The organism is Allobosea sp. FBZP-16, from assembly GCF_002831785.1.
GTDB classification, from domain to species: Bacteria; Pseudomonadota; Alphaproteobacteria; order Rhizobiales; family Beijerinckiaceae; genus Allobosea; species Allobosea lupini.
The window spans coordinates 130,334-142,760 of record NZ_LNCQ01000023.1; the positions used below are offsets into that span (position 1 = coordinate 130,334).

The 12,427-nt window shown below is 59.7% G+C and carries 13 protein-coding genes; all 13 read left to right on the plus strand.

What is annotated here, in order from left to right:
* Window positions 1–78 precede the first annotated feature (78 nt).
* The 13 genes from CXY91_RS10370 (at window position 79) to CXY91_RS10440 (ending at window position 12,349) form a co-directional block, all read left to right on the plus strand.
* Window positions 79–591, plus strand: a complete 513-nt coding sequence (locus tag CXY91_RS10370) for a DUF1833 family protein (RefSeq protein ID WP_100961074.1) — start codon at window positions 79–81, stop codon at window positions 589–591.
* Between the two features lie 397 nt (window positions 592–988).
* A complete protein-coding gene (locus tag CXY91_RS10380) occupies window positions 989–4,183 on the plus strand; it encodes a host specificity factor TipJ family phage tail protein (protein ID WP_158673353.1) in 3,195 nt (1,064 codons plus the stop codon).
* A gap of 977 nt (window positions 4,184–5,160) precedes the next feature.
* A complete protein-coding gene (locus CXY91_RS10385) occupies window positions 5,161–6,951 on the plus strand; it encodes a hypothetical protein (RefSeq protein ID WP_158673354.1) in 1,791 nt (596 codons plus the stop codon).
* Between the two features lie 13 nt (window positions 6,952–6,964).
* Window positions 6,965–7,408 carry a hypothetical protein gene (locus tag CXY91_RS10390; RefSeq protein ID WP_248307431.1) on the plus strand — a complete coding sequence of 148 codons (444 nt, stop codon included), beginning with the start codon at window positions 6,965–6,967 and terminating at the stop codon, window positions 7,406–7,408.
* Between the two features lie 357 nt (window positions 7,409–7,765).
* Window positions 7,766–7,984, plus strand: coding sequence for a DUF7940 domain-containing protein (locus CXY91_RS10395; protein ID WP_100961081.1), 219 nt, complete (start codon window positions 7,766–7,768; stop codon window positions 7,982–7,984).
* Between the two features lie 33 nt (window positions 7,985–8,017).
* Entirely contained in the window at window positions 8,018–8,443 is a 426-nt protein-coding gene (locus CXY91_RS10400) for a lysozyme (protein WP_465246850.1), read from the plus strand.
* Window positions 8,443–8,814, plus strand: a complete 372-nt coding sequence (locus CXY91_RS10405; RefSeq protein WP_100961085.1) for a hypothetical protein — start codon at window positions 8,443–8,445, stop codon at window positions 8,812–8,814. The genes CXY91_RS10400 and CXY91_RS10405 overlap by 1 nt, the downstream gene beginning before the upstream one ends.
* 201 nt (window positions 8,815–9,015) lie before the next feature.
* A complete protein-coding gene (locus tag CXY91_RS10415; RefSeq protein WP_100961089.1) occupies window positions 9,016–9,321 on the plus strand; it encodes a hypothetical protein in 306 nt (101 codons plus the stop codon).
* A 66-nt stretch (window positions 9,322–9,387) separates the two neighbouring features.
* A complete protein-coding gene (locus CXY91_RS10420) occupies window positions 9,388–9,744 on the plus strand; it encodes a hypothetical protein (RefSeq protein WP_100961091.1) in 357 nt (118 codons plus the stop codon).
* 395 nt (window positions 9,745–10,139) lie between these two features.
* Entirely contained in the window at window positions 10,140–10,436 is a 297-nt protein-coding gene (locus CXY91_RS10425) for a hypothetical protein (protein ID WP_100961093.1), read from the plus strand.
* A gap of 145 nt (window positions 10,437–10,581) precedes the next feature.
* Complete coding sequence (locus tag CXY91_RS10430; RefSeq protein ID WP_100961095.1) at window positions 10,582–10,860, plus strand: hypothetical protein; 279 nt, start codon at window positions 10,582–10,584, stop codon at window positions 10,858–10,860.
* Window positions 10,857–12,101 carry a helix-turn-helix domain-containing protein gene (locus CXY91_RS10435; RefSeq protein ID WP_248307432.1) on the plus strand — a complete coding sequence of 415 codons (1,245 nt, stop codon included), beginning with the start codon at window positions 10,857–10,859 and terminating at the stop codon, window positions 12,099–12,101. Before CXY91_RS10430 ends, CXY91_RS10435 begins: the two co-directional genes overlap by 4 nt.
* Window positions 12,098–12,349, plus strand: a complete 252-nt coding sequence (locus tag CXY91_RS10440) for a hypothetical protein (RefSeq protein ID WP_100961097.1) — start codon at window positions 12,098–12,100, stop codon at window positions 12,347–12,349. Before CXY91_RS10435 ends, CXY91_RS10440 begins: the two co-directional genes overlap by 4 nt.
* The last annotated feature ends 78 nt before the right edge of the window (window positions 12,350–12,427 follow it).

The following is a 12,427-nucleotide window of genomic DNA, read 5'->3' on the forward strand; positions in this document are numbered from 1 at the left end:
GTTTGGTCGTCGGATTTCAGCAAAGCTCCGCGTATTCGCATTTCATTCACGTTGGTTGTATTTAATTGGTGATTTCTGATGTCCCTTAGCGAGGCTCTTACTGAGGCCTATGCAGCAGTTGATGTTTCGGGTGATATCTACGATACGCTTGAGTTTAACCACATCACCTTGGAAGCGCCGCTTCGGTTTGTGAAGGGTCACCGCATCCCAGGTGAGTACGAAACTCTAAATCTACCGGTCGCCGGAAACCCTTCCGCCGTTTTTACAGTGGTTGATTTTGGGTTCCAGCGCCCCGGGCAAGATGAAGGCGGTACGTCGAAGGCCAGAATCCGCGTCGACAACGTCTCGCGTGTTCTGCAGCAGGCATTACGGGATGCGATTTCCGCCGACCAGCCGTTTTCTGTGACATACCGCTGCTATTCCACTAACGATATCAATCACCCAGAGGAATTTACTGGGTTGAAGATGTCGTCGGTCACCGTGAACGCGTTCAGCGCGGAGGGGGACTTGTATTACGAAGAGGTGGAGTTGCAGGGATTTCCGAAGCGGACGTATTCGCTTGATTTGTACCCGGCACTACATGGTCAGTGATCTGGTTGCCTTCGTTAATTCTTACATCGGCCGAGCCTACGAAAAGACTGGTCTTCACTGCTGGGAATTAACTAGACGCTGCCAGGCGGTCTTCGGCCGCGAGCTTCCTAGCGTCCTGGCCGTTCCGGACCACCCAGCCGGCATCGCGCGCCTAATGAGGCGACGTGACAAGCACAGTGGCTGGCGGCGCGTCGACGCCCCGCGCCATGGCGCGGTTGTCTTCATGGCGCGCGCCGGACATGGGCCAGAGCGGGCCGCAATTCATTGCGGAACCTACCTGGCCTTAGACGGTGGCGGGATCCTGCATACGGACAATCCGCATGGGGTGGTGTTCGAGTCCCTTTCTGAGCTCAAGGCCCAAGGCTGGGCGGGGCTGAGTTTTCACGTTCCGGAATAAATGGCTCATATCCTGTTTCGTCTGTGCGACGGTCGCGAGGCCGGAGCGCCTGTTGTGCTGCCCAAGCGCCGGCGGCTGTCTGCAATTGTCAAGCAGCACGCTGACCGCAGTCGCCCGTTCACCGTATCCATCTGCCGCCGCGGGCAGCATCTCGCGCCGGATGGTCAATCGGTTCGGATGCGGAAGACGTGGTCTGCCACAACCGTAGGCCCACACGATACCGTCACTATCCTCTACTGGCCGCGCGGCGGCGCAGGCGGGGGAGGCCGTGGCGGTGGCGCTAGTAAAGGACTTGCAATTGGCCTGGTAGTTGGCGCCATTGCGCTCGCCGCGCTCGGTCAATTTTGGGGAATTGCAGCACTCAACGGCGCGCTTGGGTTGGGCGCGACGAGCGCTGTTGGATCGACAATCTGGGCGGCTGGTACAACGGCGCTTCTCGCAGGCGGCGCCTATCTGCTAAACAAGGCCACTCAAGCAAAAGCCGACAAAACAGATGACCGGCCAACTTATGGCGTCGCCGGAGGCGGCAATTTGCCACGCGCCGGTGATCGAATTCCAGTAATCTACGGACGTTGCTGGAACTCACCCGATCTCAGCCAACCCGATTACACAACCTACGACGGCGACGACCAGATACTTTATAAGCGGCTGACAATTGGCTGCGGCAAATACGCAATCAAAACAATCCGCGTTAGCGGAATAACGATGTGGACTGCTGATGGCGGACTAACTGCGCCGTTCTCTGGCGCCGCGATCGAGCCGATTGCGCCAGGCAGCACGTCCTCGCTGGTCCCGGGCTCCGTCATAAGCGTTGCCGCAGTCGGGAGCAATCAGCTTCCAAAGGCTCCCGACTTCCCCAATTGGGCCGGGCCTTTTGATTTTGGCCCAGACGCTCCACTGCAAAGCCGTATTCAACTGGACTATTCAGTTCCGTCGGGCTGTTACTCAGTTCCTGACGGGGGCAAGTTCGAAGGTAAGCAGTACGCCGCAAACTGGGGCGTGCTTTTTGAATACGCCCCTTGTGATATTGACGGCGAAATCATTGGCGGTTGGTCGACTCTCTACACGGAGAGCCATTACGTCCTTTCGACGAGGCCAATTCGCGCGACAAGGTACGTTGACGTCCCCGCGGGGCGGTACGCCGTCAGGGCCCGCAACGTAGGAGACGCGGATGAACTCTCCCATCCGTCGGGGTTCAACGCCGACGTAACCAACTCCGTTGTGTGGGAAGGGCTTAGGTCTCACCACGCTGAAACCATCACGCGTTCTGGCGTGACAGAACTCGCACTCAGAATCCGCTCTGGTAAGGCGCTTGGAGTCACCTCTTACGGTGACGTCGAAGTGGAAACCAGTCGCATCCTACCCGTCTGGTACGGCGCGACGACCGGGTGGGTGGAAGAGGAGACCGACAAGGCGGTCTGGGCCGCAATCGATGTCCTGCACAATGGCGACTACGGCGCGTCGATCCCGTATAGCGAAATCGACCTGGACCGCTTTCAGTTCTATGCCGAAAATGTCACCCAGTTTGACCGGTTCAGCGCGGTCATTCGCGGCCCTGTATCTGTTCACGAGGCCGCAAGTAACGTTCTCGGCGTCATGCGCGCTTCGCCTCTGCGGCTCGGCAGCATTTGGACAATGGTCCGCGATGAGCCCAAGTCGGTGCGGAAGCATGTCATTTCGCGCCGCCAGATCCTCAAGGACAGCAGCGGGCAGACGTTCAATCTCGATCTAGGCGACGGCTCTGCCGACGTGATCGTTGAGTGGAACGTTGACGGTGATCCCAAGCGGAGGCGCGAAAAACGCATCACGTTTGGAGCGCAGACGCTCAACCCGCGGCGCATGGCCGCGACCGGCGTCACGGACAGCGCGCACGCTATCCATATCGCGACGTGGGCCGCAGCAAGTGCATACTACCGGCGCGAGCGACGTAGCCTGACGACGGAGCTGGCGGGCCGGTTGCTTATCCCGAACGACTCCGCGCTGATCGATAATTGGTACTTCGATAAAGACAAAGAAGTTACAGGGCTGTTCGATCGGGACGGCCTGACGCTGACCGTCGATTCAGAGTTGACCTTGCCACCGTCGCCATACGCGGTCCTACGCGCTCGGGACGGGCGTGAATGGGGTCCGGTCGGCGTAACATTAGACGGCAACCGGATTGTTCTCAATGCCGCCGACGTGACCCAGGCGGAAAGCCTCTCGGGCATTTCTCTAGCCAACGTAATCAATAAGAGGACACAGGCCGCGACGACTATTGTCATCGGAACGCTGACTGAGGTGCAGGACGCTTGGCTTATCCGGGCGATCAGCTTCAGCGGTGACACGCAGGTCGGTGTTGAGGCTGTTTACGATGCTCCGCAGGTTTGGAGTGCTCTGGCTGAGTCCATCATTGTCCCGCCCCCTCCACCGTCAAGCGGCCTCGAGAACGACGCGTCAGTTCGCGTTGCCTGGGTCCGCGGCAAGGCCGTGCAGCGCAACGGCGCCATGTTCATGGATTGGTCGCTAGGGCGAAGTACCGGCGCGGCTCAGTACGCTGTGCGTATCAGCTACGATGACTGGGCGACTTCTGAGGATGTCTTCCGCGGACCGGAGTCGTCCGGCACGCATCCGCTGCGGGAGTTCGAGGGGACTATTCGCATCAGGGCGCGCGGCATCAGCGCTTCCGGCTTGCTGGGGGTTGAGGTTGAGTCGGCGTTCAGTCTCGCCCCAGCACTGTTTGACCTGAGTAATGCTTCGGCGGGCACGCTTCAATACAAGGCGTTTCTAGACGGCATGGAGCCGGTCGCTATCGTCAGCGAGCTTCCGGACCTGTTTGGTTACGACGGCCCCAAATTCGTGACAATTCGCGAGCCTGGGGCTGATAAGCCGACGCTATATAGGTTGTCGGACGACGGAACTGCGTGGAACAAGCTCGCAGCAGAAGACTACGTTGCTAACACAATCACCGCGGCTGCGATCCAAGCCGGTGCGGTGAAAGCAAGCGCAATCGATGTTGATTATCTGTCTGCTGTTAGCGCTGATTTGGGCGATATTCTTGCCGGTAGTATTAGTATCAACAATCGATTTCAAGTTGCGGCTAATGGCACTGTTACGATTAACAATGCCACAAGCGGTGCGCGACTTGTAATTACCAATAGTCTCGTTTCTGTTTATGACAGCAGTAACGTACTGCGCGTAAGAATGGGTATCTGGTAGTTTATGGCTCAGGGTCTGCAAGTATTTAATCAGTATGGTGTCTTAAAGGTAGATCTTTCCAGCCGCCTATTGAGGCTTGTGGACGTCATTTTCGTTTCTGCCGGGACATCCGGTAGCGTATACAACGAGGGTCTATTAACTGGCACCCCAGTTGTATTTGCTACTATGGTCAGTGGCGCCGGCTCTTCTTGGCCTGGTAACAATCTTTACCCCCCGGCGATCAGCGTCTCCGGGGGGACTGTCGCTTGGGGCGTCACTAACGCCGATCATCGCCTAATGCTTTGGGTTTATTGATGCCAGCTGGCTTGCAGATATTCAACGATTCCGGAACCGTTCAGATCGACGAGAATTGGAAGAATTTTGGCTTTCGTCAGATTATCCCGGTTACGCTAACGGCAGGTCCAATGGTTGGTGGTCCAACTGACATTGCGCCGTATCAACTTTCAGTCCCCGGGAGTGCCGCATTAGTTGCTGTGCGCGCGGCTACGTTGAAACCGATATTGATGCACAGTTATCTAAGCGGGGGAGTCTGGACCTACAATTGGCAATTTTATCCTCCTTTTGTTTCGGGCTCTTACACGGAAACGGTGAATTTCTACGTCTTCGACGTACCTTATAGTGGGTCGTTTTCTACAGTAGGATTGGAGGTCTTTAATTCTACGGGTGAGCGTGTCTTTCACTCAGATATGGACGTGATGAAAATCCCGCCTGGCGCTTCCGTGCAGGCCTGTAATACCAGTTTCACAGGCGTGCCTGGTCGAATATACGCGCCGTTGATCGTAGTGAATCCCGTAAGGGCGGTGTTTACGGGCTCTAGCTACAGGCACGCAACGCGTTCTCTACAGGTTTCAGGCTCGAATATTGTCAGCTCAAATCAAGACCTAAGTTCGTCTACGATCGGTGAGTTCGCTAATGAAGGACTCTATATTCCGATTGATGTCACCGAATATTCCTAAGTAAATCAGCCGGAAAAATAAATGACCAACACAATCGCGATCTTTCAGATCTCGACTGAAGAAGATTTGCGCTTTCAACTTGATTTCAACGGGTTGAATCTTAGCGGTCGTACTTTGAAGGTTAATGTCAGAGAGCGTGTGTCGAACACGCTGAAGGTATCGCTAGCTGCGCCGGCAAATCTGACGTTGGTCGGTACTGGCAATCTGACAGCTTTCTACGCTAAATCCAGCATGGCTAGCTGGGCTAAGGGCGAGTACGAGGCTGATGTCATTGACGAGACGGGGGGTAATTTTACTCGCCTTATGGCTGTGCGGTTCGTCTACGACAACCCCGGCCGGCTTGTTCATGGCGTAAAGGGCAATCAAGCGACTGTAAACTGGGGCGGCAATCAAGCTGTCGTTACCGCGATCGGCGGCGTAGGCCCGCCGGGGCCGGTAAACGTCCTGACCATCGGCGACGTCGATACGCTCGAGACCGGTGAGCCGGCAACAGCGGAGATTACGGGCAGCGCGCCCAATCAGGCGCTCAATCTCGGGCTGCCCAAGGGCAACACCGGCGCTACGGGCCCTTCAGGCACCGTCACGGTCAACCCGACGACGATCACCGGGGCGCCTGGCTCCAATGCGTCGGTCGCGAACACTGGCACGCCTGAAGCAGCGGTTCTTCAGTTCACTCTTCCCCGCGGCAATACCGGCCTGACGGGCGATGACGGATGGTCCCCCGTCCTAGCCGTTGTGACGGACAGCCAGCGCCGCGTTCTTCAAATCAGCGACTGGACGGGCGGCGAAGGAACAAAGCCCGCCACAGGCTCCTATATCGGGCCGACAGGCCTGGTACCGGACGCTGCTAGCGCTGTAGATGTCCGCGGTGCGCAGGGACCGTCAGGGTCAGTCACGGACGGCGATAAGGGCGATATAGTCGTCAGCGGCTCGGGCACGACCTGGACGATCGATGCGAAGGCGGGGACCTTCAGCAAGCTCCAAGACGTTGCAACCGGCATCATGCTCGGGCGCAAGACGGGCGGCACTGGCTCGATCGAGGAACTGTCCCGTGCCGATGTGATCGCGCTGGTACGGCTTGGCATTTTCGGCCAGTGCGAGCTCATCAAGGACGGCTCGAATATTCGCCTGCTGCCGAAGGGGGGCAACAGGATATTCGTCAATGGCGACTACCTGACCGTTCCCGATGCCGGGGTCGCCAAAGCTGCAACGGGGCTGACCGTCAGCACGCAGTACTACGTCTATGCCATCAACAGCGGCGGCTCGGTCGACATTGAGCTAACAACCACGGCGCCAGCACGTAGCGCAACCTATGGCCACCTGATCGAGGGCACCAACGACGCCCGAACCTATGTCGGCACTGTTCGCCCGATCACTGGCCCGGCGTTTCAGGATACAGCCCAGCAGCGCTTCGTCCGCAGCTGGTTTGGCCGGACGCCGACAGTTCTGCGGGGGGCGCTGACGGCCCAGCGCACGACGGGGTCAAGTAGCTGGGTCGAGGTCAACAGCGAAGCGCGCTGCGAATTCCTGCTGCAACCCGGCGAGATCGTGAGGGCCGATATCACCGGCTACAGCTTCAACAGCGGCTCGTCCACGACATTCGCCTCGGTGGGCTACGATTCCTCCAGTTCCAACGAGGATGCCAGCGCGACATTCGGTTCGGCTGGCGGCTCGATCGGGTATTCCCGGCCCAAGAGCGGGTTGTCCGCAGGCTATCATGACGCACGGCTGCTGGGCCGGGTTTCAGGGGGCACCGGCACCTATTCCGCGACATCGCCCGAATTCACGGCGATGCACCTGACAATCCAGTAAGGGACGATCAACCATGCCCGCGCTCAAGCCGCTCGGCCAGACCTTCGCCAGTGAACTCACTGAGGCTGGACTGCTGACGTTGCCGATCACCTGGGGGCCTGACGGCCAGATAAGCGGTGTCGAAGCTCTCCCGGAAAACGACCGCCTCGCGCTCGATGCCGTCGTGGCGGCCCACGACGCAGAGGCTGTGCCGCTGAATGACTACCGCCGCGCTATTCAGGCCCATGTCGACGCGACGGCGCAGGCGCGCCAATACGACAGCGGAATCACCTGCGCGTCCTATGTCGGTTCGACCGTCTCGGCATGGGCTGCGGAGGCTCAAGCCTTCGTCGCCTGGCGCGATAAAGTTTGGGACTATGCATATGGCGAGCTCGCCAAGGTCGGGGCCGGTGAGCGAGAGCGTCCGACGATAGAGACGATCCTCGCCGAGCTGCCGGCGATGAGCTGGCCGTCTTGAGCGCTCACGGCGCCAGCAGTGATCCAACCAGCACAGTCGCCAGCGCGAGCAGCGGCGTCAACACGATCAAGCCGATGAAGATCAGGTCCATGAGAATCCCCGCGTGCTGGTGCCGGGGAGTTGGAAACCCTTCCGAGGTCGGGCGCCGTCGCCTTTAGGCTGGAGGCCCTGAACATACGCGACGGCCTCCCCGACTCAGCATCGGGAAGTGCAAGTTGCGGCCGCACCTTGCCGCCTCGGAAGGGGTTTCCACGCCCCATCCCGCCCCATTTTCGGGCAGAACATTTATAGATTAGCTCGTACCGATGCGGCACTCAACCCTAGATCGGTGCCCATCGCCGGATAATTCAAAACACTATGAAACTCGCATCCAACTGGCGGGCGGTGCTTCGGCACGCCTGGAGCCTTCGCCTGACTGTGCTGGCGTCAATGCTGGGCGCGGTCGAGTTCGTGCTGCCAATCTTCATGGACGATCCGCCGATTGAGCGCGGCGTCTTCGCGGCGCTGGCGGCACTTGTGAGCCTAGCTGCCGCCATTGCGCGTGTCGTCGCGCAGCAACCAATTTCTGGAGAGTAAATATTGAAATCACGCCTTAAGAAGGGCGCGGCCGTGGCTGCGCTCGCCGTCGGCTTGGTCGGCGGCTTCGAGGGCTTGCGACTGAACGCTTACAAGGACGTCGTTGGGGTGCCTACGGTCTGCTACGGCGAGACCCGCGGCGTGAAGATGGGCGATAAGCACACCAAGGCTGAATGCGACGATATGCTGCTGAAGGGGCTCGCCGAGTTTGAGGCAGGTGTCCTGAAGTGCGCTCGCGTTGAGATGCCGGATAAGCGCCTCGTTGCGCACGTGTCACTGGCCTACAACATCGGAGTCGGCGCCTATTGTAAGTCGACCGTGGTCCGCAAGCTCAATGCCGGTGACACGCGCGGATCCTGCGAAGCCTTCATGATGTGGAACAAGGCCGGCGGCGTAACATGGCCTGGTCTTACGCGCAGGCGCGATGCCGAGCGCAAGCTTTGCCTGGAGGGCTTGTGATGCCCTGGCTGAGCTTGAGCAAGCCGGCGCTGGCCGTCCTAGCCGTTGCTGCTCTGCTTGCGCTGGCCGGCCTTGGCTTCTGGCGTGGCATGGCGGCGATTGAATCAGCGCAGGCCGCCGCCGTTGCTATAGCCGTTGAAGGCCGCGACGCGCACTGGCGAAGCGAGATCGCCAAGAGCAACGCTGAGGTCGCGAACGCGCGCGCCGCGCAGGCGATACTTGTCGCGGACGCCGCCGCAAAGCAGGCGCGCGCCGAGGCCGACGCAAAAGCCGCATATGATGAGTTGGAGAAAAAGAATGCGGCTATGCCCGTTAATCCTGAGTGTGGCCTTAGCGCTGAGCGCGGCGGCTTGCTCGACAGTATCCGATAAGCCGGTGGTCAGAACCGAAATCGCGACGCCCCTGCTGACTGAAGACATGCGTAAGGCGTGCGGCCGGCCCGTCGCAATTCCGCGCAGGAAGTTGACCGAGCAGGACGTGACGAGTCTGTGGGGCAGGGACCGGCGCGAGCTCGTTTCGTGCGCCGCACGGCATGGTGCAACGGTAGGTGCTATCGTCGGCGGGGCCAAATAATGGAAATTACCATTCCGGCCGCGCTGGCGCTGTCTCTGGGGACAGCGGGTCTGACGCTCGCGGCAAGCTGGGGCGTGGTCAAGTACCAAGCCGCACAGCACGAAAAGCGCCTGCAAGGCCTGGAGGAAAAAGTTGAGCGCCAGGCCGACGAGTTGTCCGACTTCCGGCTCGAGGCCGCGCAGCGCTTTGTCACTGTCGAAACGATGGCCAAGCTTGAAGAGCGCGTAATCAGCGCGATCGACCGGCTCGCGGACAGGCTGGACCGTGTGATCGAGGGTAGGGCGGTTCCGGCACGTCGCTCTTGACAATTCAAATTAGGATTCGCTATAAAGATAGTGCGTTAACGGTGACGCACCAATCAGGCGATTCCAATGCGAAAGCTGCTTTTGTCAGCCGCGCTTTGCGCGGTGGTGGCCTCTTGTTCTGCGTCGCCTGTGATGGCGCAGCAGTGCGTCAGCGTTGAGCGCGTTCTTGAACATTTGGAGCCGGTCAAGGCTCTTGGTGAGGTTATCACCTACGGCCGCGAAGATGCCGCGAAAGTGTTGGCATTTATGGCTGACAGCGGGAGTGCGTATCCCGAACCAAAAGTTGACGCGGTTATTCTTGTCGTCGGCGACCGTGCCGCGATGTTGCTGTTTGTTGATGGCGACAAGATTTGCCGCACGCTGACGATTCCGCTCAAGGCTGCTGCGTTGCTTGATGCGGCAGTGCGTGGTCGCGCCGTCTGATTTTGCCCGGTGGCCGAAAGGCTGCCGGGCTATTTTTGTTTGGAGGGATTGATGGCGTTTCCAAAGTTGAGGACGCAGGTCTGGGAAGATTCAAGCGGAGCGCTTCACGCCACAGAAGATGCCGCCGTGCGAGCGGAGGCCGTGATTAAAGATAGGCACCGCCTTTCGCTCGTCGAAGAGGCTATTAGGCGCGCAATTTCTGAATCTCGGTGGCACATTCTCGGAGAATATCGCGATTATGACAGCCCTGATTACAGGAGCAGTCTTGTTCGTCACTTGATGTCCGCTGGCCTAGATTTTGTTGGGGAGGTCCGACTGTGAGCGATTGGATTGAATGGGGAGGCGGGGCGCGCCCGGTTGATGGGGCTTCACAAGTCAGTGTTCGCTATCGGCCAATGAAGCACGAATTCGGCTTTGGCGAAAGCGACGGCTCGACTGCCGCTTCGAACTATCGATGGGAGCACGACGGGTCCGCTGGGGACATTATCGCTTATCGCGTCGAGTCGTGGGCAGGCCAGAAGCCCGCCAACGACAATCTGACGCCACGCGCCCAGTTCGACGCCGCATCGCAGCTTCAGGAAGAGCTCGCAATCAACATTTCCGCGCAGATCGCGAACGGTGTCAGGCCGGACGCTGTCCAGGTTCTCGAGTGGGCGAACGCCCTGTACGAGGCGGAAGTGGGGGCGGCGTGATGCGGTTCCTAGCGTTTCTCTCGGCATTGATTGCGGTAATCGCAGCGCAGCACATTCCTTACGTCCTTGGGCCGTCGTTCAGCGGCCTCTCGTTCGTAGTAGGCGGAATCGGTGGCGGTGTTCTCGGTCATCTTGCGATCGACCGATGACCTTCCCCGACGACATCATGCGGGCGGCGCGCGAGGCGTTTATTGCATTCGCAACTCCAACGCTCGACCGGGCGACAACCGAGCGGACGCGGGCTGGCGATATCGACCATATGCCCATGCTGCAGCTTGCTGCCCAAGCCATCATGGCTGAGCGCCAGCGTTGCTTGGAGGTTGCATCAGATGTGGTGCAATCGGCGGACGCCCAAGGCGCATCTCGCTACTTAATTCCAGGCGCCGCCCACGTTCTCCTAAAAATTATAGGATCACAGGCTTGACCCAAATCGACAACGAGACCCTGGCCCGTACAGTCGCGGCCTACAAGGCGAACGACTGCAGTCAGCGCGCGACGGCGCTCACACTTGGGCTCGCGCGCAGCACAGTGCAGAACCAACTCAAGCGCGCGGCAGAGCGCGGGATGCTCGGTACGGAGCCCGTATTGCCGGGGTACCGGATCAGCCAGGTCACGACGACGCCGCACGGCGATTTCGTCCAGCAGAAGCCGGAGCGCGGTGACGCCTTTGAAGTTCCAGCCGGTCATTCCGTCAAGGGCATATCTGCGCTTCTGGACGAAGACGGCCGCGAGATTATCAAGTGGGTGAAGACCCGCAACGAGTACGCGCCGGCCGATATCGCCGACATCCTCAAGACCGCTTTCCTAGACTACCGCGCGACCGAGCCAATTCCCGCGCCGGCAGCGTCCGACTTGGACCTGTTGACGCTTGTGCCGTGCAACGACTGGCACGTGAACTTGCTGACGTGGGAACGCGAGACCGGCCAGAATTGGGATCTCGCGATTTCCGAGCGAGTCATCGGACAGGGCATTGACGACGCCATTGCACGCTCTCCGGCAGCCGGAACTGCGGTGGTCCTGGCCGGTGGTGACTTGCTGCATGCGGACGACAACGAGAGCCGAACCAAGCGCTCCAATAACGTGCTCGACACGGACGGCCGCCACCAGAAGGGGCTCGAGACGGCAGGCCGGCTCATGGTGCGAACCATTGACGCCGCGCTACGCAAGAACAGGCGAGTCGTGGTGCGCGTGCTCAAGGGCAATCACGACGAGCACACTTCGGTAGCGATCGGTTATTTCCTGCTCGCCTGGTACCGCGACGAGCCGCGGGTGACCGTGGACGTCGACGCGTCGCTGTTCTGGTGGTTCCGCCACGGCTCGGTGCTGCTTGGCGCCACGCACGGCCATACGGTCAAGCTGAAGGACATGGCGTCGATCATGGCGCATCGGCGGGCCGAAGACTGGGGAGCGACTAAGTTCAGGTACGTGCACGGCTTCCATATCCACCACGCCAGCAAATTCCAGACGGAAGGCGGCGGCGTGATCATGGAATCGCACCAAGCCCCTATCCCGCAGGATGCCTGGCATTTCGGCGCCGGGTTCCTGTCGGGCCGCTCCGTCCAGACGATCACGTATCACGCCAGTTACGGCGAGATTTCGCGGGTGCGCGTCGCGATTTTGGATGCCGCCAACGACAACAACGAGCAGGGAAGGGCTGTGGCGTGAGCGATAAAAAGACCGAAATCATGCTGGTGAGCGAGACTGTCGCGCAGTCTTGGGCAAAGGACGCCAGCACTGCGGCCCTGTTCTTGGCTCTAGTCGGAACCGGCTGGCTTCTGGACAGCACTGCGCTGCAGTGGGCCGGCGCCTTCGTCGGCTTCACGACGCTGTTCATGAGGTCTAGCGGCAAGGTTCCCCGCCTGACGATCGCTGAAGCCCGCGCGAAGCTCGACGAATTGGAGCGCGGGGCATGACCCCCGTCGCCGCTTTTGCCGCAGGCGCGTTGTCAATGCTCGCGCTCGGCTTCGCAGTTTTCTGGTTTGACACTTCTA

Excerpts from the sequence above, each read along its gene's own strand:
- CXY91_RS10370 (WP_100961074.1), top strand. The coding sequence starts at position 79 with ATGTCCCTTAGCGAGGCTCTTACTGAGGCCTATGCAGCAGTTGATGTT.
- CXY91_RS10380 (WP_158673353.1), top strand. The coding sequence starts at position 989 with ATGGCTCATATCCTGTTTCGTCTGTGCGACGGTCGCGAGGCCGGAGCG.
- CXY91_RS10385 (WP_158673354.1), top strand. The coding sequence starts at position 5,161 with ATGACCAACACAATCGCGATCTTTCAGATCTCGACTGAAGAAGATTTG.
- CXY91_RS10390 (WP_248307431.1), top strand. The coding sequence starts at position 6,965 with ATGCCCGCGCTCAAGCCGCTCGGCCAGACCTTCGCCAGTGAACTCACT.
- CXY91_RS10395 (WP_100961081.1), top strand. The coding sequence starts at position 7,766 with ATGAAACTCGCATCCAACTGGCGGGCGGTGCTTCGGCACGCCTGGAGC.
- CXY91_RS10405 (WP_100961085.1), top strand. The coding sequence starts at position 8,443 with ATGCCCTGGCTGAGCTTGAGCAAGCCGGCGCTGGCCGTCCTAGCCGTT.
- CXY91_RS10415 (WP_100961089.1), top strand. The coding sequence starts at position 9,016 with ATGGAAATTACCATTCCGGCCGCGCTGGCGCTGTCTCTGGGGACAGCG.
- CXY91_RS10420 (WP_100961091.1), top strand. The coding sequence starts at position 9,388 with ATGCGAAAGCTGCTTTTGTCAGCCGCGCTTTGCGCGGTGGTGGCCTCT.
- CXY91_RS10425 (WP_100961093.1), top strand. The coding sequence starts at position 10,140 with ATGAAGCACGAATTCGGCTTTGGCGAAAGCGACGGCTCGACTGCCGCT.
- CXY91_RS10430 (WP_100961095.1), top strand. The coding sequence starts at position 10,582 with ATGACCTTCCCCGACGACATCATGCGGGCGGCGCGCGAGGCGTTTATT.